The sequence below is a fragment of the Staphylococcus hominis subsp. hominis genome, from assembly GCF_002901845.1.
Lineage (GTDB): Bacteria > Bacillota > Bacilli > Staphylococcales > Staphylococcaceae > Staphylococcus > Staphylococcus hominis.
On record NZ_PPQE01000025.1, the window covers coordinates 678333 to 700318 of the forward strand.

A 21986-nucleotide genomic window follows, 5' to 3' on the forward strand; every position below is an offset into this window, starting at 1 on the left:
ATAATATTATTATGTAAACTTTAAAGATTATAATATTATTGTTCTGATTTTCTCACGCCACCTACACCGTAGTGATTTTTCTTCATTTCATCAATAACTACATGGATTGCTTCTCTATTTGCGCCTGTTGTTTTCTCCACTGCATTTGTAACCTCAGTGACTAAGTTTTTTAATTGCTCATCTGAGCGTCCTTCTAATAATTTTACATTTACAATCGGCATGATGTTTTCCTCCTTATATAATTATGTGCTTAGTATATCATTTTTAAAAAATGAACTTCAAGATATTTAAACAGAACATTTGTTCTTTTTAATATTGTAAGGGAACAAATGTTCTTATATAATTGAATTATCTAAGGAGGGGATTGATATGTATGATTATAATTTACTTGAAGATAGAGACATACTATGTGTAGATCAGAAAAGTTTTTATGCTAGTGTGTCTTGTATTGAAAAAGGGTTAGATCCTTTAACGACAAAATTAGCAGTGGTAGCTGACACTAAGCGACAAGGATCTGTTGTGTTGGCAGCAACACCTAAATTAAAAGAACTTGGTATTAAAACGGGATCTAGATTATTTGAAATTCCACAACGTAATGATATTTATATTATTAATCCAAGTATGAGAAGATATCTAGAAGTATCATTAGAAATTTCTAAAATTGCTCTTAAATATGTTCCAGAGGAAGACTTACATCAATATAGTATTGATGAATTTTTTATGGATGTAACAAATAGCTACCATCTTTTTAATACTACAGTATATTCTTTTGCTAAGTGTTTTCAAAAAGAAGTTTTAGATAAGACGGGAATATACTGCACGATAGGTATTGGATCTAACTTGTTACTTAGTAAAGTAGCTATGGATGTCGAAGCTAAACACCTAAAAGAAGGTATTACTGAGTGGCGATATCATGATATCCCCGATAAATTATGGTGTATCTCACCATTAAAATCATTTTGGGGAATCAATAAAAAAACAGAAATAAAGTTAAATAAAAAAGGAATTATTACAATAGGTGATTTAGCGCATTATCCTCATAGATATTTGAAAAAAGACTTTGGTATATTAGGCACTGATATGCATTTACATGCTAACGGTATAGATCAAAGTAAAATAAGAGAAAAAAGTAAAATTCACAATCCAGCTATATGTAAAAGCCAAATTTTGATGAGAGACTATCAATTTAACGAAACAAAAACTGTTATGCAAGAGTTGATTGAAGATGTTGCTTGTAGATTAAGAGAAAGAAAGCAATTAGCACGTACTATACATTTTTCATTTGGATATACTGAAGGTGGAGGAATACATAAACAACACACTTTAACTGATGCTACAAATCTAGAACAAGATATGTTTAAAGTCGTTAATGATTATGCGAATCAGTTGTGTGATAAACACGCTTTGTATCGTACGTTAAGTGTTTCACTAACACAATTCATTAATGAAGAAAATCGACAATTAAATTTATTTATAGATGAATATAAAAGACAAAGAGATGAAAATTTAGCTAAAACGATTGATACGTTACAAAAAAAATATGGTAAAGGCATCGTTTCAAAAGCAATTTCTTATACTGAATCTGGAACAAAACATAATAGATTAGGATTAATGGCAGGTCATAAGATGTAAATAAATGGAAGTAGGTCAAAACTCATTTTGAATTTTGGCCCACTTCCTTTTTTATGGAATATAAGTATCAAATTCATTTAAAGCAACAATACCTAATTCACGATCTTTTGGAGTTTTAAAGGTAACTTGTAAAGCACCTAAAATATCCTCACGAACTTCTAAAATTTTTAAGTTTCTTATAGAAATATTATGTAAACTAAGTATAGAAGTAATTTTATTAATCATACCCGCTTTATCTGGAATATCAATATATAAATCATACCCAACATTGACTACACCATGTTGTTTAAGAGGTAATTGATCTCTAAATATTTTTGCTTCTTCAAAGAATTGATATATTTGTTGTTCTTCTTCATTTTTAAGTTTAACTATCATATCCTTAATATTGGTTTGCATATCTTCTAGTAAACTAATGATATTTTGTTTATTACTAAGTGAGATATCCTTCCACATTTCGGCATTACTACTTGCAATTCTTGTAATATCTCTAAATCCACCAGCAGCAAGCTGTTTGACTAAAGCATGATCATTTGCATGGCTTGAACTCAAGTGTACTAAACTAGAGGCAATAATATGTGGAACATGACTGACAATCCCCGTTACATAATCATGTTCTTTTGCATTAGTAACAATAAATTTAGCTAGTGTAGGGGAGAGCAAATCTTGTAATGTTTTAGCCGCTTGTGTATTATGTTCATCATCGTAAACTAAAATATAGTATGCATTTTCAAATAAGTGCTTTTTTGAATTAAGGACACCGGATTTATGGCTACCAGCCATTGGATGCCCGCTAACAAGATGGATATTTGATTCTAATAAACGTTTTTCAAAATTTTGAATGATAAGCTTTGTACTGCCAGTATCCGTTACAATCAAATGTGATTTAGTTTCATAATTAGGTAATGAATTTAGATATATCGTTGTTTGATGAACTGGAGTAGCAAAGATAATAATATCCGCTTCCTTAACACCAAGTGCATAATCATTAATCTTTTTATCAATTATACCAATAGACATTGCTTTATCTAGTTGAGTTACATCAGTATCATAGGCAGAAATTATAAAATCAGATTGATAAAATTTTAAATTACTAGCTAAGCTTCCACCAATTAATCCTAAACCAACAAATAAAATATTTTTCATATGAGTTCTCCTTATTTCTAAATATTCAGAATATCTATATTTTAAATGAGTCATTCATTTTAAACAATACTATTCATTAGAGTTCGCTATTTATCTAAGTTAAAATATATTTAAATTGATAAAGGGGGAAGTTGAATGGAATCAAAAATATTAGAATTAATTCAAAACTTAACTAACATTAATAGTCCTTCGGGAAATGCTTATAAAGCAATAAGTTATGTAAAACAAAAAGTAGAACATTTAGGATATTCAACTCAATTAACAAATAAAGGTGCTTTAATTATCACAGTTGAGGGTGAAGACAATGAGCGTCAACGTTGTATTACTGCTCATGTAGATACTTTAGGTGCAATGGTAAAAGAAATTAAAGAAGATGGTCGTTTAACAATCGATCTAATTGGTGGATTTAAATATAATGCGATTGAAGGAGAATATTGTCAGATTGAAACAGACTCTGGCGAAACATACACAGGGACAATATGTTTACATGAAACAAGTGTTCATGTATATCGTGAAAATGAAAAAATCCCAAGAGATATTGAACACATGGAAGTCCGTATAGACGAAAAAACGACTTCTAAGCAAGAGACAGAAGGTTTAGGAATAGAAGTAGGTAATTTTATTAGCTTTGATCCAAGAACAGAAATAACATCATCTGGATTTATTAAATCCCGACATTTAGACGACAAAGCAAGTGTAGCAATGATATTAGATTTATTAGAAAGAATAAAAAATGAACAAATTAAATTACCACATACTATTCAATTTTATATTTCTAATAATGAGGAAATAGGATATGGAGCGAATGCATCTATTTCTAATAAAATTGTAGAATTTATTGCTTTTGATATGGGAGCGCTTGGAGAGGGACAATCTTCTGACGAATATACAGTATCTATTTGTGCTAAAGATGCGTCTGGACCTTATCATAAAGAATTAAAAACACATCTAGTAAACTTATGTAAATTTAATCATATTCCGTATAAAATAGATATTTATCCTTATTATACGTCAGATGCGTCTGCAGCATTAAAAGCAGGAGCAGATATTAAACATGGGTTATTTGGAGCTGGTATTGAGTCCTCTCATGCACTGGAACGAACACATATTGATTCTATACATGCCGCTCAAAACTTATTATATGCCTATTGCTTGTCATCAATAAATTGAAATAAATATTGACAAGGAAGATTTATTTATGTATTATACTGAATTATAATAACATTTTAATAATTCTGAGAATTGAGTAGAAGATATGTGATGTAGCAAATAGAAAGCTAATGGATGATGTAAATTAGCACAGCATATGTTTGAATTGGACTTAGAAGGTTAAATTTAATAACAGTAAAGTGAACATGTAATGTTAATTAAGGTGGCACCACGGTAACGCGTCCTTATCTATGGAACGTAATCGTGGTGTCTTTTTGGTATAAATATAGTAATTATTAGCTAGATAATCATAGAAAGTTAGTGGTTGATGAAAACTAACATCACTAATAATGAAATTGGGTTTATACTTATAAAAAATTAAATGAAAAATGAGTGAACTTTAAATATTTTGATAATTCAAAATATTTAGTTAATTAAGGTGGTACCGCGCGTCAGCGTCCTTTTAAATAAGGATGCTGATATTTTTTTGAGAAAGGACTAAAGCTTAATGAAAATATATTATGAAATACTTAGAGCTAATATTACACCCGAAGTATTAGGAAAGTTAAAGAAAAATAAAATTATTTTAGAAAGTACCAGTCAAAAACAAGTTAAAGGTAGATATTCTATTGTAGCATTCGAAAGCTATGGTTCTGTTGTGTTAAACAACGACTTACTAACGATAAAAACAAAAAAACAAAATATTGAAATTACTGAAAAGTCTTATGAATACTTAAAAGATTATATCAATCAATTTAATATTCAGATTACAGATGAAAAATTAAAACATTTACCATTTGTATCTGGCTTTATTGGTACATGTAGTTTTGACTTAATAAGACATGAATTTCCAATGTTAAAACAGCAATCTATACAAGAAATTAAGGACAGCAATGATATTGAATTTCACATGATAGAAGATGTATATGTATTTGATCATTATAAAGATGAATTATATGTTATTGCTACAAATCAATTCTCAGAAGTAGAACAGAAAGATTTAGAAGAAAGAGTAAAAAATAGAGTAAAGGCACTATCTCAAATTAAAGCTTATACAGATGATTATATTCATCCTCCTACGCCTTCAAATATCATGCCAAATGTATCAGATGATGAATTTATAAATACTATAAAACAATTGAAAGAACTTATAAAAGAAGGCGATATGTTTCAAGTTGTACCATCTAGAATATATAGCTACAATCATTATTTTAAAAATAATACATTACAATTAAGTTATCAATTATACCAAAACTTAAAAAGACGTAATCCAAGTCCATATATGTACTATATTAATATGACTACACAAATTATTATAGGCAGTTCTCCAGAGAGTTTTGTAGCTGTACAAGATGGGACGGTCATTACGAATCCAATCGCTGGAACAATTAAAAGAGGTAAAACCATAAAAGAAGATAAGCAAAATGCAGAGCAATTATTGAGTGATGAAAAGGAATTAAGCGAACATCGAATGCTTGTTGATCTAGGCAGAAATGATATACATAGAGTCAGTAGAACCGGTAGTTCAAAAATTACAAAATTAATGAAAATTGAAAAATATGAACATGTCATGCATATTGTAAGCGAAGTAAGAGGTGAGATTAAGCGAGAATTATCTCCTATGACAGTAATTGCTAATTTATTACCTACAGGAACTGTTTCAGGAGCTCCAAAACTTAGAGCAATTAGGCGTATATATGAGACATATCCATATAAACGTGGCCTATATAGTGGTGGTGTAGGCTACATTAATTGCAATCAGAATTTAGATTTTGCCTTAGCAATAAGAACAATGTTAATCGATGATACTACCGTGAAAGTCGAAGCAGGATGTGGGGTGGTTTATGATTCAGTACCAGAAAAAGAATTAGAAGAAACATTATTAAAAGCAAAAAGTTTATTGGAGGTAACACCATGATTTTAATCATTGATAATTATGACTCATTTACATATAACTTAGTTGATATAGTAAGTCAATTAGACGACGTCATTGTTAAATATCCAGATGATAAAGATGTGCTTAATTACGTTAACCAAAGTGATGGTCTCATCATATCTCCAGGACCTGGTCATCCTTTAGATAGTAACCATCTATTAAATATTATTGAAAGGTATAAATCTTTACCGATATTGGGCGTATGTTTAGGTGCACAAGCAATAACATGCTATTACGGTGGCCATGTTATTCAAGGTGAAAAAGTCATGCATGGTAAAGTCGATATATTAACAGTTATTCAACAAACTAAATTATATAACAACTTAGCAAATCAATTTAATATAATGCGTTACCATTCATTAATAAGTGATGAAATCTCTTTTCCATCACAATTAATAATTACTGGAAGAACAAAAGATTGCATTCAATCTTATGAAACAAAAAATGGATTACATTTTGGTATTCAATATCATCCCGAGTCGTTTGCAACAGACCAAGGACAACAAATAATTAAAAATTTTATCGATATCGTAAAGGAAAGAGGTAAATATGATGACCTTAACATTACTCAACCAAATTCAAAGCCATGTAACACTCTCACAACATGAAACTACTGAATTTATTCAATATCTCATCAATCCAGAATGTCATACTCAAGATAAAGTAAAGTTATTACAAGCTTTCACAAATAAGTCGATACAACAAAAAGAATTAACTTATATAGTGAAAAGTCTTATTCATACGATGTATTCAACTCAACCTGAATACAAAGGAAGTATATGTGTTTGTGGAACAGGAGGAGATAAATCAAATAGTTTCAATATTTCAACGACAGTATCATTTGTAGTAGCAAGTGCAGATGTTCCAGTCATTAAACATGGAAATAAAAGCATTACATCTAATTCTGGAAGTACCGATTTATTACAACAATTACACATTCCTACTACGAAAGTAGCGAATGTAGCCAAACAAGTATCTAAAACGCATTTAGCATTTATCAGTGCTATGGAATCTTATCCAATTATGAAATATATTCAACCTATTAGAAAACTCATTCATGAACCAACTATTTTCAATATTGTCGGACCATTAATCAATCCTTTTAAATTAGATTATCAAGTAATGGGGGTATACGATGCTTCCCAATTATCCATGATTATTAAAACTATGAAAGATTTAGGACGACGAAGAGGTATCGTACTTCATGGCGCGAATAGAATGGATGAAGCAACGTTATCTGGGGATAACGAAATATATGAATTGCATGAAGATGGAACTATTTCACATTATGTTTTAAATGCACGAGATTACGGCATTGCTAATGCGAATAATATAGAACTTCAAGGTGGTACACCTGAAGAAAATAAAAACATTACCATTGATATATTAAGTGGAAAAGATCATTCCCCTAAAAGAAATGTCGTAGTGCTGAATGCAGCATTAGCCTTATATATATCAAATAGAGTGGATAGTATTAAAAAGGGCGTTGATTTAGCAAAAGATTTAATTGATAGTGGCAAAGCCTTAAAACAATATCAGTTGATGAAAGGGGAATAAAAGTGACAATATTAGATGAGATTGTACAGTATAAAAAACAATTACTAAGTGATGGGTATTATACTGATAAAATAAAACATATTAAAAAAGTTGATGTATCTTATAAGTCAGCTCTAGAAACCACTTTGAAAAGAGAATCAACATTGAGTATTATTGCAGAAATAAAATCTAAAAGTCCTTCTGTAAAAGCATTCAAGGACATTAACTTAGAGCATCAAATTGCTAAATATGAAAATCATGGAGCAAATGCTATTTCAATTTTAACCGATGAAAAATATTTTGGAGGAAGTTTTGAACGTCTACAAACGTTAACACAACTCACACATTTACCAGTATTATGTAAGGATTTTATCATTGATCCGCTTCAAATTGATCTTGCTAAGAGAGCTGGAGCTTCTATTATTTTATTAATAGTAAATATTTTAAACAATGATACACTTCAGTCTTTATATCATTATGCAATGTCTCAAAACTTAGAAGTCTTAGTTGAAGTCCATAACAAAGAAGAGTTAGAACGCGCATATCAAATTAAACCTAAAATCATTGGAGTAAATAATAGAGATTTAAAAACATTTATTACTAAAGTAGAACATACTAATGACATTTTGGAAATGAAAAAAGAAGGTTATTACTATATTTCTGAAAGTGGTATTACAACTTTAAATGATGTAAAAAAAATTGTAAGTAGTGGAATAGACGGGTTACTTGTGGGAGGAGCTTTAATGAATAGTAATAATATATCATCGTTATTACCTTCATTAAAACTAAATAAAGAGAAATGAATATACTAAAATTTTGTGGTTTTAAAACAAAAAGTGATATTTTAAAAGTCAATTCCTTAGACATAGACATGATAGGTTTTATTCATTATCCAAAAAGTAAACGTCATTTAAATATAGAACAAATTAACTATTTAAATCAATTTGTAGCAAAGCACATTCATCGAGTTATAGTTGTTGTGAATCCTACATATAAAGAATTAAATACATTGTTGCAACAAACCAATGTGAATGCCATTCAATTTCATGGTAATGAAGCAATTGAATTAATCCAAAAAGTTAAATTGAATTTTAAGAATATTAAGATAATTAAAGCGTTGCCGGCTACAGAAAATTTGAATAGAGATATTAATCAATATAAGCCATGGGTGGATTTATTTATTATTGATACTCCTTCAATTCAATTGGGTGGTACGGGTCAAACGTTTAATTGGAAAATATTAGAATCAGTAAGCCAAGACATTCCTTATCTTATTGCAGGAGGAATAAACATAAATGCTATTCAACAGATTGAAAAGCTAGATTTATCACATAAAGGCTATGATATATCCAGTGGTATAGAGACAAATGAATGCAAGGATAAATTGAAAATGGAAACAATTATAAATTACGTTAAAAGGAGCTTAGAATATGAAACAGATACAAACTGAAGCAAATGAACTAGGTTTTTTTGGTGAGTACGGAGGACAATATGTACCGGAAACATTAATGCCAGCTATCATTGAATTAAAGAGAGCGTATAAAAAAGCCAAAAGTGATCCTAAATTCCAACAAGAGATAGCATATTATTTAAAGGATTATGTTGGGAGAGAAACACCATTGACTTATGCGAAATCATACACAGAAACATTAGGTGGGGCTAAAATTTATTTAAAAAGAGAAGATTTAAATCATACTGGTGCCCATAAAATCAATAATGCCATAGGTCAAGCATTGCTCGCTAAACGAATGGGTAAACATAAACTTGTTGCAGAAACGGGAGCTGGACAACACGGAGTTGCAAGTGCCACAGTGGCTGCATTATTTGATATGGAATTGATTGTTTTTATGGGAAGAGAAGACATCAAAAGGCAACAACTGAATGTATTTAGAATGGAATTATTAGGAGCTAAAGTTGAAGCTGTGGATGAAGGTCAAGGAACTTTATCTGACGCAGTTAATAAAGCGCTACAGTATTGGGTAAGTCACGTAGAAGATACACATTATCTATTAGGATCAGCTTTAGGACCGGATCCATTTCCAACAATGGTTAGAGATTTTCAGAGTGTAATTGGTCAAGAAATAAAATCACAACTATTAGAGAAGGAACATCGTTTGCCAGATGCAGTAGTTGCTTGTGTAGGAGGAGGCTCTAATGCAATAGGAACATTTTATCCTTTTATCAAAGATAATGTGAAATTATACGGGGTGGAGGCAGCTGGCAGAGGTAAGGATACTAATCAACATGCACTTGCGATAGGGAAAGGAAAGGCTGGTGTGCTTCATGGATCAAAAATGTATTTAATCCAAGATGAACATGGACAAATTGAATTGGCACATTCTATTTCAGCAGGATTAGATTACCCAGGTATTGGACCTGAACATTCATATTATCATGATATTGGAAGAGTAACCTATGAATGTGCTAGCGATGAAGAAGCAATGGAAGCACTTGTCCGCTTCACCAAAATAGAAGGTATTATCCCCGCTATAGAAAGTGCACATGCATTAAGTTATGTAGAAAAATTAGCACCTCAAATGAAACAAAACGATATATTAGTAGTGACAATATCTGGACGTGGAGATAAAGATATGGAAACGATTCAACAATATATCCAACAAAGAAAGGAGGATAAAAATGAGTAAATTATTTATTCCTTATATCATGGGTAATAGACAATTTTTAGAAAATGTAAAATTACTTGATAAAAGTGGAGCAGATATGATAGAAATTGGTATTCCATTTTCAGATCCTGTAGCTGATGGACCTATCATTATGAAAGCTGGTCATGAAGCACTTCAAAATCATATAACAATCGACTATATATTTGATGAGTTAGATAAACATCAAAACGAAATTAATTGTAAATATGTCCTAATGACATACTATAATGTTATTTTAAGTTATGGAGAAAAAGCCTTTTTTAAAAAATGCGATGATATTGGTGTTTATGGAGTAATTATTCCAGACTTACCATTTGAATTAATAGAACAATTAAAACAACAATTAAATGATAATAGAGTAGTAAAAATAATTTCATTAATAGCAATGACGGCAGATACAAATCGTATACAAAATATAGCAAAACATGCTGAAGGATTTATCTATACTGTAACGATGAATGCTACTACAGGAGAAGATGGAACGTTTCATCCAAAGCTTAAAGACCAGATAAAAATGATTAAATCTTTTACAGCTCTTCCAGTTGTAGCAGGATTTGGAATAAGAACTACAGACCATATAAAAGATTTGGTAAAAGATGTAGATGGTGTTGTTATTGGAAGTGAAATCGTTCGAAGATTTGAAAATGATGACTTAAATCAAACAGGAGAATACTTAAGGGAGATTAGACAAATTTTAAATAACTATTAGCATAGTATAAAATAAAAGCTATTTAAAGTATTCATAGCATGAAATACTTAAGAATTAGTAGCAATGTAGTATTAATTGATTTAAAATGAAATTAGATATGAATTTAAGAGCTGAAAATCATTCTTTTTCAGCTCTTATTATTTGGAGAAGATAGAAGCCAAGAATTTAAGCGCATTTAGGTTAATTGGAAGTGTATACAGGTTTATATTTTAGTTTTAACCTTATCTAGTGTATACTTATTGAGATTAGACCGATGCGTATTCACAACATATACATAAGCTAAAATTTTAAAATTAGTCAACTCAAATTAAATAAAGATTCTAAATTAGGAGTTATAGAGATAATGAAGTTTACAAATTTAACAGCTACAGAATTTGGCGATTTTACTGAAAAAATGCCATATAGCCATTTTACACAGATGACTGAAAATTATGAGTTAAAAGTTGCTGAGAAAACTGAAACTCATTTAGTAGGAATTAAAAATAAAGATAATGAAGTCATTGCTGCTTGTATGCTAACTGCTGTACCCGTTATGAAAATTTTTAAATATTTTTATTCAAATCGTGGTCCAGTCATTGATTATGAAAACAAAGAACTCGTTCACTTTTTCTTTAACGAATTAAGTAAATATTTAAAACAACAACATTGTTTATATGTACGTATAGACCCTTATTTGCCTTATCAATATCGTAATCATGATGGTGATATTACAGGAAATGCTGGGAATGATTGGTTCTTCGATAAAATGAAACAATTAGGATATCAACACGAAGGGTTTACAACAGGATTTGATCCAATATTACAAATTCGGTTCCATTCAGTTTTAAATTTAAAGGATAAAACTGCTAAAGATGTATTAAATGGAATGGATAGTTTACGAAAAAGAAATACTAAAAAAGTCCAAAAAAATGGTGTTAAAGTAAGATTTCTTACTAAAGAAGAATTACCTATTTTCAGATCATTTATGGAAGATACATCAGAGACTAAAGAATTTTCTGATAGAGAGGATAGTTTTTACTATAATCGATTTGATCATTTTAAAGATAGAGTATTAGTACCTCTCGCATATATAAAATTTGATGAATATCTTGAAGAACTTCATGCAGAACGTCAGACATTAAATAAAGACTTAAACAAAGCTCTAAAAGATATTGAAAAACGACCAGATAACAAAAAAGCACAAAATAAAAAAATAAATTTAGAACAGCAATTAAAAGCAAATGAGCAAAAAATTGATGAAGCAACACAACTTCAATTAGAACATGGTAACGAATTACCAATATCTGCTGGATTCTTCTTTATTAATCCATTTGAAGTTGTATATTATGCAGGTGGAACGTCAAATAAATATAGACACTTCGCTGGAAGTTATGCAGTTCAATGGACTATGATTAATTATGCAATTGATCATGGCATTGACCGTTATAATTTTTATGGGATTAGTGGTCATTTTACAGATGATGCTGAAGATGCAGGTGTTGTAAAATTTAAAAAAGGATTTAATGCAGATGTAATTGAATATGTTGGTGATTTCGTTAAACCTATAAATAAACCAATGTATTCACTATATACAACACTTAAAAAAATTAAAAAAAGATTGAATTAAGAGGGGGATAGTGCGAATATGAAATTTACAGAGTTAACAGTTAAAGAATATGAAACCTTCGTACAAAATCCATCATTAGAGAGTCATTACTTTCAAGTTACTGAAAATATAAAAACTAGAGAAAATGACGGATTTGAAGTTGTGTTATTAGGCGTAAAAGATGAAAGTAATAAAGTGATTGCTGCAAGTCTTTTCTCAAAAATTCCAACTATGGGAAGTTATGTATACTATTCAAATCGTGGACCGGTGATGGATTATTCCGATTTAGGTCTTGTTGATTTTTACCTAAGAGAATTAGAAAAATACCTACACCAACATCAATGTTTATATGTAAAACTTGATCCATATTGGATTTATCAAATTTATGATAAAGATATCAATCCGGTTGAAGGTCACGAAAAAAATGATGCTTTAGTTAATTTATTTAAATCACATGGTTACGAACATCATGGTTTCACTACGAAATATGATCGCTCTAGTCAAGTGAGATGGATGGGTGTAAATTATCTAAAAGGTGAAACACCTGCATCATTGAAAAAGCAGTTTGATAGTCAACGTAAAAGAAATATAAATAAAGCGATAAACTATGGAGTAAAAGTAAGATTTCTTAAAAGAGATGAACTAAACATTTTCTTAGACTTGTATCGTGAAACAGAAGCACGTACCGGTTTTGTTTCAAAAACAGATGAATATTTTTATAATTTTATAGATACATACGGCGATAAAGCATTAGTGCCATTAGCATATATTGATTTAGATGACTATATTAAATCATTGCAAACCTCTTTAAATGATAAAGAAACGCGTCGTGATCAAATGATGTCTAAAGACAATAAAAGTGACAAACAGCTGAAAAAAATTGCTGAATTAGATAAACAAATAGAACATGACCAAAAAGAGCTCTTACATGCAAGTGAATTACGTCAAACTGATGGACAAATTTTAAACTTAGCTTCTGGAGTATACTTTGCAAATGCTTATGAAGTAAACTATTTCTCAGGTGGCTCATCAGAAAAATACAATAATTATATGGGACCATACATGATGCATTGGTTTATGATGAATTATTGCTTTGACCATGGATATGATCGATATAATTTTTACGGTTTATCTGGTGATTTTACTGAAAATAGTGAAGATTATGGTGTTTATCGCTTTAAAAGAGGGTTTAATGTGTATATCGAGGAGTTAATTGGAGACTTCTATAAACCAATTAATAAACCTAAATATTGGCTATTTAAAACATTGAATCGTATACGTAAGAAGATTAAAAAATAACAATTAGAATAAAAAGCATATTGGCAATCTTGCCAGTATGCTTTTTTATAATTAGTGATAGAGACTAATTATAAATAGTGTAGGTAAATTCTAAGTTGTAAATACAAGTTGCATCCTACAAATTAATAATAGCATATCAATCATTTTTATCAATGATACACCAAAATAAATTTGTTTTTGATATTTTATAAAAAATGAATTTTATATCTTTTTATAATTCAAATGATAAATACATAGCTATTATATCATCAAATAACTAATCTAATAGAAATCATTCCGCTTTGATTGATTTATCAAATAATTAAGAATGATTGTATGAATCGTAATGTCGACAACCATGATTCAATACTTTAGATATTGATTACCGAACTGTAGAAAAATAATAACTTTAAATAAATACTCATAAAATTAGAATGCATGGGCATATGTAAATGAGTTAAGGAATATATTAAAACTTTAAATATCTGTATTTTGTTAAAAAGCTTAAATTGAAGATATTCATATAAAAATACAGATTTCAACAATTTAGTTTACATAATATATATTATAGGAAGTTATGTGTATAACAATTAGGGGACCTATTCTATTTTAATGACACTTTAATGATACATTTTAGTTATCATTCTTTGGTTAACATTGATCTATCTAAAACGATTGACTTAGTTATAATTTGTTATAATAAAAATCAACTACGTTATATATAACGTAGAAAATACTAATATGAATCTAGTGTTGGTATTTATGACACAATATATTTTGATAATGAATCAATTATTGAATGCTTATTTAGTTTACATAATGTAAGATATCAAATTATTTTTGCAGATAAATAATTTATTACCTGTTCTACCTTATCAATTTACGGTCTATCGATGATAATGGACCATGATTTATAATAACAATTATTTCAAAGAATGACTTTTATATCATAAAAAATGATCCATTCTTATAATTTTGATTATCGTTTATTAAGACGATTTTATTAAATATACCTTTCCAATATTATGAGCAATATACTCCTTTTAAAATTATCGAATAATCAATAAGATCACTTATTTTAAGTCTAATACATGTATTAAAGAAATCACTACTAATATAAAAGGAATATGTAATATTTTAGGTAAAATAATGTTATAAAACGTAAATATTTAATTGATAATGATTATCATTTTCTATTATAATGTTCTCTAGGAGGTAAGAAAATGCAAAAATTATTTAAATATATTCTATTAATTTTATCAGTTATTTTAATTTTATCAGCATGTAATAAGCAATCGGATTCAAATTCTTCATCTAGTAAAAATACCATTACAGTAAAAAATACATATGAATTTAAGGATAAGAATCATACACATAGTAGAGGCAAAAATAAAACAGAAACAGTTAAAGTACCAGTTAATCCAAAACGTGTAGCAGTACTAGATTATGGCGCGTTAGATATTATGCAACAAATGGGACTTCAAGATAAAATAGTTTCTATTGCTAAAGGACAAGGTGCTTCATTCTTACCTTCTTCCCTTTCGGAATTTAAAAACAGTAAATATACAAATCTAGGCAATCCTGGAAGACCTAATTATGATGAATTAGCTAAATCAAAGCCTAATGTTATCTTTGCTTCATTTAGACAAGCACATACAAAAACAATAGATGAAATGAAAAAAGCGGCGCCTAATGCTAAAATTTTATTTGTTAGTCCCGATAATGATCATTATATTTCATCAATTAAAGAACATACGACATTGTTTGGTAAAATTTTCAAAAAAGAAGAAAAAGCAAAAGCGCTTAATCATAAATTAAGTGAAGAAGTGAAAGAGACTAAAAAAGTAATGAATAATGATACCGTATTACTTTTAAATGTTGATGATAAAGGCATTAGTGTCTTCGGACCAACTGGTAGATTCGGGGGCTTCTTAAATAAAGATTTAGGAATTAATCACGCTGATCCTAAAATGAAAGCAAATTCAGCTGGTAATATAGTTACTAATGAGTATTTAAATAAAATTAATCCTAATAAATTGTTTGTAATTAATCGAACTAAAAATGCGGATGACAAAACGTTACCTTCTGCTTTAAATAATAAAGTGATAAAAGATATGAAAGCAATAAAAAATCACCAAGTATATCAATTTGAAGCTAACGCTTGGTATTTTAGTGAAGGTGGTATTGAAACAACTATTCATCAATTAAATAAAATTAAAAAAGCCTTTAAAAAATAATCATGTTATACACCATTAATAATATAAATAGGAGTGGGATAACGAATTCAAAATGAATTCTATCCTACTCCCTTATATTTATCTTCTATCACGACGGCGATACATGTACTCGTCGTGATCATATTTTTTCATCTCTTTTTCCAATTGCTTTTCTTTACGTTCTCGGCGCCATCCTCTTGTAAAATACCATAAAAGGAAACTAATCATTAAACTTATAATGGCAAGAAAAGCCGCATAGCCTAATAAAGGCTGGAACGTTATATTATAAAAATTAGGAATAAAGAAAGCTAATATTGCTAAAACAACGAAGGTAATTACTGTTGCTGAAAACCATTTTTTCAGTACCAATGTACAAAAGACAGTTAATATCATCATTGCTACGATTGTAATCCAAAGATAATTTGGCATATCAAATATCGTCATAAAAAACGCCTCAACTTTTATATTTTATAATATGTAATATACAATACTTTTATAAATAATTATACCTTCTTAATTATTAAAATGACTCAGACTAAAGGCTTAAAACTGAGTTTACAAATAATATTATGTATAATATATATGAGACTAACTATTTAGGAGTGAATAAAATGAACACAGGCTTACCACTCAGAAAACATGTTCCAGATAATGAAAAATGGAATTTAGAAGATTTATTTACGAATGATGAAGCATTTTATAATACTTTAAATGATGTATTAGAGAAATCCGATCAATTTAATCGAAAATATAAAAATAATTTATCAGAAACTAAAATTATTCTAGATGCGCTTAAAGAATATGAAGACTTACTTATACAATTTGATCGATTAGGTAATTATGCTGAACTTAGATTAAGTGTCGATACTACAAATGAATTAGCGCAAACGTTAAATGCCAAACTATCAACATCTTATGGTAAGATATCTAGTTTATTATCATTTGTTGAATCTGAAATAATGATACTCTCTGATGATAAATTAAAAGAGCTAAAAGAACAGTTCAATAGTCCTCATTATCTAGAAAAATTAATAAAACGTAAACCTTATCAATTATCTTCAGAAGTTGAAGAAGTGCTTGCTAGTTTGTCACCTACTTTTCAAAGTGCTTATGAACTCTATGGAACAACTAAAATGCTTGATATTGCGTTTGAATCGTTTGAACATAATCATGAAACGTATCCTTTAGATTATGCAACTTTTGAAAACGAATATGAAGACAGTTCAGATCCAGAGTTTAGACGTAAAAGTTTCGAAGCTTTTAGTAATGCATTACGTAAATATCAACACACAACAGCTGCAACATATAATCAACATGTGCAACAAGAAAAAATTGAGGCTAATTTAAGAGGCTATGATTCTGTTATAGATTATTTACTACAAGAACAAGAAGTTACACGTGAAATGTATGATAGACAAATTGATGTCATCATGAGTGATTTAGCACCTGTGATGCAAAAATATGCCAAAATACTGCAAAGAATTCATAACTTAGATAAAATGCGATTTGAAGATTTAAAAATATCAGTTGATCCAAGTTATGAACCAGATATTTCAATAGAAGACTCAAAACAATATATTCACGGTGCTTTAGGTGTTTTAGGCGATGACTATATTAAAATGGTTGATAATGCTTATAATCATCAATGGATTGATTTTGCTCAAAATAAAGGTAAAGATACTGGCGCGTATTGTGCTAGTCCTTATTTTACGCATTCATATGTATTTATTTCATGGACAGGTAAAATGGCAGAAACCTTCGTATTAGCGCATGAATTGGGTCACGCTGGTCATTTTACATTGTCACAAAAACATCAACATTTATTAGATTCAGAAGCATCTATGTATTTTGTAGAAGCGCCTTCTACAATGAATGAAATGCTGATGGCAAACTACTTATTTAGTAATAGTAATGATGCTCGTTTTAAACGATGGGTGATTGGCTCAATTATATCTCGCACATATTATCATAATATGGTCACGCATTTACTAGAAGCAGCATATCAAAGAGAAGTATATAAAAAAGTTGATAACGGTGAATCTTTAACAGCACCGGTTCTTAATAAGTTAATGAGAAACGTTTATGAACAATTCTTTGGTGATGCGGTTGAACTTACTGATGGAATGGAATTAACTTGGATGAGACAACCACATTATTATATGGGATTATATTCATATACGTATTCAGCTGGATTAACTATTGGCACAGTGGTCTCTCAAAAAATTAAAAAAGAAGGACAAAAAGCAGTCGATGCATGGTTAGAAACGTTAAAAGCTGGAGGAAGTAAAAATCCAGTTGAACTTGCAAAAGTAGCAGGCGTTGATATAACAACAAATGCCCCACTTAAATCTACTATTGCGTATATTTCAGAATTAGTAGATGAAGTAGAAATACTTACAAATGAAATCGAACATAATTAATGTATTATAAAGGAGTGAGACACTATTCAAAATGAATAGTGTCTCACTCCTTTACTTTGATTTTTTTAGTTTGAATAAAACTATCAACTATAAAGTAGTTTAACGATCATATTTATCAAAATGTTCACCAGTAAAGTAATAATAAACACTTTCTGCTATATTTCTTACATGATCCCCTACTCTTTCTAAGTTACGTGCAGCTAAATGAGCTTGTCCAGCTACAAACGGATCATTATCAATTAGATAAGTTGTGTTAACAATATTCACGTATAAATCGTCAATATCTTTATCACGTTCGATAATTTCTTTAATCAATGTTAAATCTTCATTTTTAACAGCAGTATTTAAGTCTTCTAACATTAATAATGCAAGTTTACCCATTGTTTTTAAACGTGTTAAGACATAATGATCTGTAATTTTTACTCTTAGTCGAATATGAGCGATATTTGCAGCATTATCCCCCATTCTTTCAAAATCAGTAGAAATTTTTAAAGCTGCTATCATCATTCTTAAATCAGTAGCAATGGGTTGTTGTTTCGTAATTAACATGATTACTTGTTCGTTAATGTCATAATCAAATTTGTTAATTTCTTTATCTTTTTCAATGACGTGTCTAGCAAAGTTTCTATCATCTTCACTCAATGATTCAATAGCATTGTTAACATTTGAATAAACACGAAGACCAAGACGACGAAGTTCTTTAATTAAATCGTCCAATTGGCCTTCATATTTTTGTCTAATAATTTTCATTAAGCATTAACCGAAACGACCAGAAATATAATCTTCTGTTTGTTTGTCTGAAGGATTAGAGAAGATTTTATCAGTATCGTCATATTCATTTACATAACCATTAAGGAAGAATGCTGTTTTATCAGAAACACGTGCAGCTTGTTGCATGTTGTGTGTAACCATAATGATAGAATAATTTTCTTTTAATTCTTGAACCAGTTCTTCAACTCTTAAAGTAGAGATAGGATCTAATGCAGACGTAGGTTCATCCATTAAAATAACATCTGGTTCAATTGCTAAACATCTAGCAATACAGACACGTTGTTGTTGTCCCCCTGATAATCCATACGCATTTGTATGTAATCTGTCTTTTAATTCATCCCAAATTGCAGCACCACGTAATGACTTTTCAACAATTTCATCAAGTAATTTTTTATCTTTAATACCATGGATTTTTGGACCATAAGTAATATTATCATAAATTGATTTAGGAAACGGATTTGGTTGTTGGAATACCATTCCTACATTCGTTCTTAGTTTTTCTTTTGAATAGTTGCTATCAAAAATATTTTGTCCTCTGTATAAAATTTTACCCGCAGTTTTAACTGATGGTACTAATTCAACCATACGATTTAATGTTTTAATATATGTTGATTTACCACAGCCAGAAGGTCCGATAATAGCAGTGACATTATTTTCTAAGATATCTAAATTGATATTTTGTAAAGCATGATTTTCACCATACCATAAATCTAAATTTTGAGTTGAATAAACTACTTTTCTTTCACTGTCAGGTTTAATATCTTTTTTATTTTCATTATTAGTTGTTACAATTGTTGTCTTTTGCGACTGATTGTCGTTATGTTGTTGTGTGTCGTTTGTTGGATGAGTGTGATTTGAGCGTTGATCAACAACATCATTTGTATGTTGTTCAACGTTCTTTTTCTTTTCATCTACATTGATTTTTGCCATATATAAAACTCCTTTTATTTTAAGAGAGAAAGCAGAAACCTTTTTCTCTATCCCAAATAACTTTAATAATAAAATGCTTAATATTTTCTAGAAAATTTATTACGTAAGAAAATTGCTAAACCGTTCATTAATAATAAGATAACAAGTAATACGATAATACCTGCTGATGCCACGTTTTGGAATTCAGCTTGTGGCATTTTAGCCCAAGTATAAATTTGAGTTGGTAAAGCAGTAAACATTGAGAATAAACCAGATGGTACTGCTAAGAAAATAGTCGGAATACCGATTAAGATTAATGGTGCTGTTTCACCTAATGCACGTGAAAGTGATAAAATAAATCCCGTTAAAATACCAGGTAAAGCAGCGGGTAAAACCACTTTTCTAATTGTTTGCCATTTATTTCCACCTAGACCATAAGATGCTTCTCTTACAGAATTAGGTACGGCACGAATCGCTTCCTGACTTGAAACGATAATAATCGGTAAGATAAGTAATGACATTGTTAAAGCAGCAGCGATAACAGTATTTCCTAAAGATAATGATTCAATACCAGCGCCACGTACAAATAATGTTAAACCTAATAAACCAAATACAATTGAAGGGACACCAGCTAAGTTAGAAATACAAATTTTAACGAAACTTGTAAACATATTATCGCGTGCGTATTCTTCAAGATAAATTGCTGTACCAACACCTAAGATAATAGAAATTGGGATAATAGTAATCATTAACCATAATGTACCAGCTAATGCGCCTTTAATCCCAGCTTGTGATGGTGTTGAAGATGAGAAACTTGTAAAGAATTCAGGTGTTAAATGTCCTACACCTTTTACAAGTGTTTGAATCAGTAGTGCGGCAAGAACGATTAAAGCAAATACAATACATGCAAAGAATAGCCATTTATTAAGACTATTTTTTTTATCACGACTAGATAGATTTTTTTCGACTTTATTTTTGTCAACTAAACCTTTAGCTCTTGGATCAGTCGTTGCTGTCATATTAATACTCCTCTCTATAACGCTTAGATATCCAGTATGAAATTAAGTTCATAATTAATGTGAAAATGAATAATGTGAAGCCAACTGCATAAATACTATAGTAAATATCTGAACCGAATGTCGCATCACCTGTAGCAATTTCAACAATATAACCTGTCATTGTTTGAATAGAGCTTGTTAATGTTAAAGATGATGTCGGTGAACTACCTGCAGCTAATGATACGATCATTGTTTCACCAATAGCACGAGAAATACCAAGTACAATTGAAGCAATTACACCAGAAGCGGCAGCTGGTAATACGACTTTAGTTGCCACTTCAAATTTAGTTGAACCTAAACCAAAAGCACCTTCCCGCATTTTATTAGGTACAGAAGCCATTGCATCTTCACTCATACTTGTAATAATTGGAACAATCATTATTCCAACTACGATACCAGGACTGATAGAGTTAAAACTATCGAGTTGAGGTATAAATGTTCTTAATAAAGGTGTTACAAAAGTTAAAGCAAAGAAACCGAATACGATAGTTGGAATACCAGCTAAGATTTCAAGAATAGGTTTAATAATACGTCTTGCTTTATCGCTTGCATATTCACTTAAGTAGATTGCAGCCCCTAATCCGATAGGAACAGCCACTAAAGTACCAATGAAAGTGATTTTTAAAGTACCAAGAATTAAAGCCCAAATACCATATTTAGGATCAGAACTTGTAGGGCTCCAATCTTTAGTAAAAAGAAACTCAGTAATTGAAACACGTGTAAAGAATGTGATTGTTTCAGTGATTAACGTAAATAGTATACCGATAGTTGTTAAAATAGAGATGGCAGCAATAATTCCTAAAATAATTGGCACGATTTTATCAGAAAATCCACCTTTTTTAGCGTTATTTTTAGCTATCATCTCTCTAACATTAGTGTTAGAAGCCATATGTAACCCTCTCTTTTTATTTCTCCCAATAGATTTTAAAAAAGAGCAGGAAATTATCAGGTAACGAATGAGTTCAAATTAATTTAAAACAC

The 21986-nt window shown here is 29.8% G+C and carries 20 protein-coding genes; 13 read left to right on the forward strand and 7 right to left on the reverse strand.

Translation table 11 applies throughout. The features are described from left to right. Positions 1-35: 35 nt before the first annotated feature. A complete protein-coding gene (gene thmT / locus CD034_RS04865; protein WP_002449790.1) occupies positions 36-221 on the reverse strand; it encodes a 2-hydroxymuconate tautomerase in 186 nt (61 codons plus the stop codon). A 148-nt stretch (positions 222-369) separates the two neighbouring features. Between thmT and CD034_RS04870 the strand changes: the two genes are divergently transcribed. Next, the gene (locus tag CD034_RS04870) at positions 370-1632 is read left to right on the forward strand and encodes a Y-family DNA polymerase (protein ID WP_077699725.1); all 1263 of its coding nucleotides are present in this window, start codon (positions 370-372) and stop codon (positions 1630-1632) included. A 51-nt stretch (positions 1633-1683) separates the two neighbouring features. Here CD034_RS04870 and CD034_RS04875 read toward each other — a convergent pair whose 3' ends face one another. Further along, complete coding sequence (locus CD034_RS04875) at positions 1684-2775, reverse strand: prephenate dehydrogenase (protein WP_077699726.1); 1092 nt, start codon at positions 2773-2775, stop codon at positions 1684-1686. A 135-nt stretch (positions 2776-2910) separates the two neighbouring features. Between CD034_RS04875 and CD034_RS04880 the strand changes: the two genes are divergently transcribed. The 11 genes from CD034_RS04880 to CD034_RS04930 all read left to right on the forward strand — a co-directional run bounded on the left by CD034_RS04880 (position 2911) and on the right by CD034_RS04930 (position 15868). Further along, positions 2911-3945 carry a M42 family metallopeptidase gene (locus tag CD034_RS04880; protein ID WP_002455365.1) on the forward strand — a complete coding sequence of 345 codons (1035 nt, stop codon included), beginning with the start codon at positions 2911-2913 and terminating at the stop codon, positions 3943-3945. Positions 3946-4432: 487 nt separating this feature from the next. After that, positions 4433-5842 (forward strand): anthranilate synthase component I, encoded by a 1410-nt coding sequence (locus CD034_RS04885; protein ID WP_002449722.1) that lies wholly within the window; start codon positions 4433-4435, stop codon positions 5840-5842. After that, positions 5839-6468, forward strand: coding sequence for an anthranilate synthase component II (locus CD034_RS04890; RefSeq protein WP_002449807.1), 630 nt, complete (start codon positions 5839-5841; stop codon positions 6466-6468). Before CD034_RS04885 ends, CD034_RS04890 begins: the two co-directional genes overlap by 4 nt. After that, the gene (gene trpD, locus CD034_RS04895) at positions 6413-7417 is read left to right on the forward strand and encodes an anthranilate phosphoribosyltransferase (protein WP_049417590.1); all 1005 of its coding nucleotides are present in this window, start codon (positions 6413-6415) and stop codon (positions 7415-7417) included. The genes CD034_RS04890 and trpD overlap by 56 nt, the downstream gene beginning before the upstream one ends. A gap of 2 nt (positions 7418-7419) precedes the next feature. Beyond that, positions 7420-8199 carry an indole-3-glycerol phosphate synthase TrpC gene (gene trpC / locus CD034_RS04900; protein WP_103288180.1) on the forward strand — a complete coding sequence of 260 codons (780 nt, stop codon included), beginning with the start codon at positions 7420-7422 and terminating at the stop codon, positions 8197-8199. Then, complete coding sequence (locus CD034_RS04905; RefSeq protein WP_049430876.1) at positions 8196-8846, forward strand: phosphoribosylanthranilate isomerase; 651 nt, start codon at positions 8196-8198, stop codon at positions 8844-8846. The genes trpC and CD034_RS04905 overlap by 4 nt, the downstream gene beginning before the upstream one ends. Beyond that, entirely contained in the window at positions 8827-10041 is a 1215-nt protein-coding gene (gene trpB, locus CD034_RS04910; RefSeq protein WP_002449727.1) for a tryptophan synthase subunit beta, read from the forward strand. The genes CD034_RS04905 and trpB overlap by 20 nt, the downstream gene beginning before the upstream one ends. Then, positions 10034-10768, forward strand: a complete 735-nt coding sequence (gene trpA, locus CD034_RS04915) for a tryptophan synthase subunit alpha (RefSeq protein ID WP_049336298.1) — start codon at positions 10034-10036, stop codon at positions 10766-10768. The genes trpB and trpA overlap by 8 nt, the downstream gene beginning before the upstream one ends. A gap of 343 nt (positions 10769-11111) precedes the next feature. Further along, the gene (locus tag CD034_RS04920; protein WP_049336297.1) at positions 11112-12374 is read left to right on the forward strand and encodes an aminoacyltransferase; all 1263 of its coding nucleotides are present in this window, start codon (positions 11112-11114) and stop codon (positions 12372-12374) included. A gap of 18 nt (positions 12375-12392) precedes the next feature. Beyond that, positions 12393-13652, forward strand: coding sequence for an aminoacyltransferase (locus CD034_RS04925; protein WP_002449855.1), 1260 nt, complete (start codon positions 12393-12395; stop codon positions 13650-13652). Positions 13653-14854: 1202 nt separating this feature from the next. Continuing rightward, a complete protein-coding gene (locus CD034_RS04930; RefSeq protein WP_103288181.1) occupies positions 14855-15868 on the forward strand; it encodes a siderophore ABC transporter substrate-binding protein in 1014 nt (337 codons plus the stop codon). Between the two features lie 78 nt (positions 15869-15946). Here the strand turns inward: CD034_RS04930 and CD034_RS04935 are convergent, their stop codons facing one another. Then, positions 15947-16291: a hypothetical protein gene (locus tag CD034_RS04935; RefSeq protein WP_002449774.1), complete on the reverse strand. Its 345-nt coding sequence runs from the start codon at positions 16289-16291 to the stop codon at positions 15947-15949. 167 nt (positions 16292-16458) lie between these two features. On the opposite strand from CD034_RS04935, the gene pepF reads away from it, so the two are divergent. Next, the gene (gene pepF / locus CD034_RS04940; RefSeq protein WP_002449848.1) at positions 16459-18267 is read left to right on the forward strand and encodes an oligoendopeptidase F; all 1809 of its coding nucleotides are present in this window, start codon (positions 16459-16461) and stop codon (positions 18265-18267) included. A 99-nt stretch (positions 18268-18366) separates the two neighbouring features. Here the strand turns inward: pepF and phoU are convergent, their stop codons facing one another. From phoU to pstC, 4 genes are all read right to left on the reverse strand, one after another. Further along, positions 18367-19017: a phosphate signaling complex protein PhoU gene (phoU, locus tag CD034_RS04945; protein ID WP_002449706.1), complete on the reverse strand. Its 651-nt coding sequence runs from the start codon at positions 19015-19017 to the stop codon at positions 18367-18369. A 6-nt stretch (positions 19018-19023) separates the two neighbouring features. After that, positions 19024-19968, reverse strand: coding sequence for a phosphate ABC transporter ATP-binding protein PstB (gene pstB / locus CD034_RS04950; protein ID WP_049430864.1), 945 nt, complete (start codon positions 19966-19968; stop codon positions 19024-19026). A gap of 77 nt (positions 19969-20045) precedes the next feature. Beyond that, positions 20046-20966 carry a phosphate ABC transporter permease PstA gene (gene pstA / locus CD034_RS04955; protein ID WP_002449903.1) on the reverse strand — a complete coding sequence of 307 codons (921 nt, stop codon included), beginning with the start codon at positions 20964-20966 and terminating at the stop codon, positions 20046-20048. Position 20967: 1 nt separating this feature from the next. Further along, on the reverse strand, positions 20968-21894 hold the full coding sequence (pstC, locus tag CD034_RS04960; protein WP_002449801.1) for a phosphate ABC transporter permease subunit PstC: 927 nt from the start codon (positions 21892-21894) through the stop codon (positions 20968-20970). Positions 21895-21986 lie beyond the last annotated feature (92 nt).

Excerpts from the sequence above, each read along its gene's own strand:
- thmT (WP_002449790.1), bottom strand. The coding sequence starts at position 221 with ATGCCGATTGTAAATGTAAAATTATTAGAAGGACGCTCAGATGAGCAA.
- CD034_RS04870 (WP_077699725.1), top strand. The coding sequence starts at position 370 with ATGTATGATTATAATTTACTTGAAGATAGAGACATACTATGTGTAGAT.
- CD034_RS04875 (WP_077699726.1), bottom strand. The coding sequence starts at position 2,775 with ATGAAAAATATTTTATTTGTTGGTTTAGGATTAATTGGTGGAAGCTTA.
- CD034_RS04880 (WP_002455365.1), top strand. The coding sequence starts at position 2,911 with ATGGAATCAAAAATATTAGAATTAATTCAAAACTTAACTAACATTAAT.
- CD034_RS04885 (WP_002449722.1), top strand. The coding sequence starts at position 4,433 with ATGAAAATATATTATGAAATACTTAGAGCTAATATTACACCCGAAGTA.
- CD034_RS04890 (WP_002449807.1), top strand. The coding sequence starts at position 5,839 with ATGATTTTAATCATTGATAATTATGACTCATTTACATATAACTTAGTT.
- trpD (WP_049417590.1), top strand. The coding sequence starts at position 6,413 with ATGACCTTAACATTACTCAACCAAATTCAAAGCCATGTAACACTCTCA.
- CD034_RS04905 (WP_049430876.1), top strand. The coding sequence starts at position 8,196 with ATGAATATACTAAAATTTTGTGGTTTTAAAACAAAAAGTGATATTTTA.
- trpB (WP_002449727.1), top strand. The coding sequence starts at position 8,827 with ATGAAACAGATACAAACTGAAGCAAATGAACTAGGTTTTTTTGGTGAG.
- trpA (WP_049336298.1), top strand. The coding sequence starts at position 10,034 with ATGAGTAAATTATTTATTCCTTATATCATGGGTAATAGACAATTTTTA.
- CD034_RS04920 (WP_049336297.1), top strand. The coding sequence starts at position 11,112 with ATGAAGTTTACAAATTTAACAGCTACAGAATTTGGCGATTTTACTGAA.
- CD034_RS04925 (WP_002449855.1), top strand. The coding sequence starts at position 12,393 with ATGAAATTTACAGAGTTAACAGTTAAAGAATATGAAACCTTCGTACAA.
- CD034_RS04930 (WP_103288181.1), top strand. The coding sequence starts at position 14,855 with ATGCAAAAATTATTTAAATATATTCTATTAATTTTATCAGTTATTTTA.
- CD034_RS04935 (WP_002449774.1), bottom strand. The coding sequence starts at position 16,291 with ATGACGATATTTGATATGCCAAATTATCTTTGGATTACAATCGTAGCA.
- pepF (WP_002449848.1), top strand. The coding sequence starts at position 16,459 with ATGAACACAGGCTTACCACTCAGAAAACATGTTCCAGATAATGAAAAA.
- phoU (WP_002449706.1), bottom strand. The coding sequence starts at position 19,017 with ATGAAAATTATTAGACAAAAATATGAAGGCCAATTGGACGATTTAATT.
- pstB (WP_049430864.1), bottom strand. The coding sequence starts at position 19,968 with ATGGCAAAAATCAATGTAGATGAAAAGAAAAAGAACGTTGAACAACAT.
- pstA (WP_002449903.1), bottom strand. The coding sequence starts at position 20,966 with ATGACAGCAACGACTGATCCAAGAGCTAAAGGTTTAGTTGACAAAAAT.
- pstC (WP_002449801.1), bottom strand. The coding sequence starts at position 21,894 with ATGGCTTCTAACACTAATGTTAGAGAGATGATAGCTAAAAATAACGCT.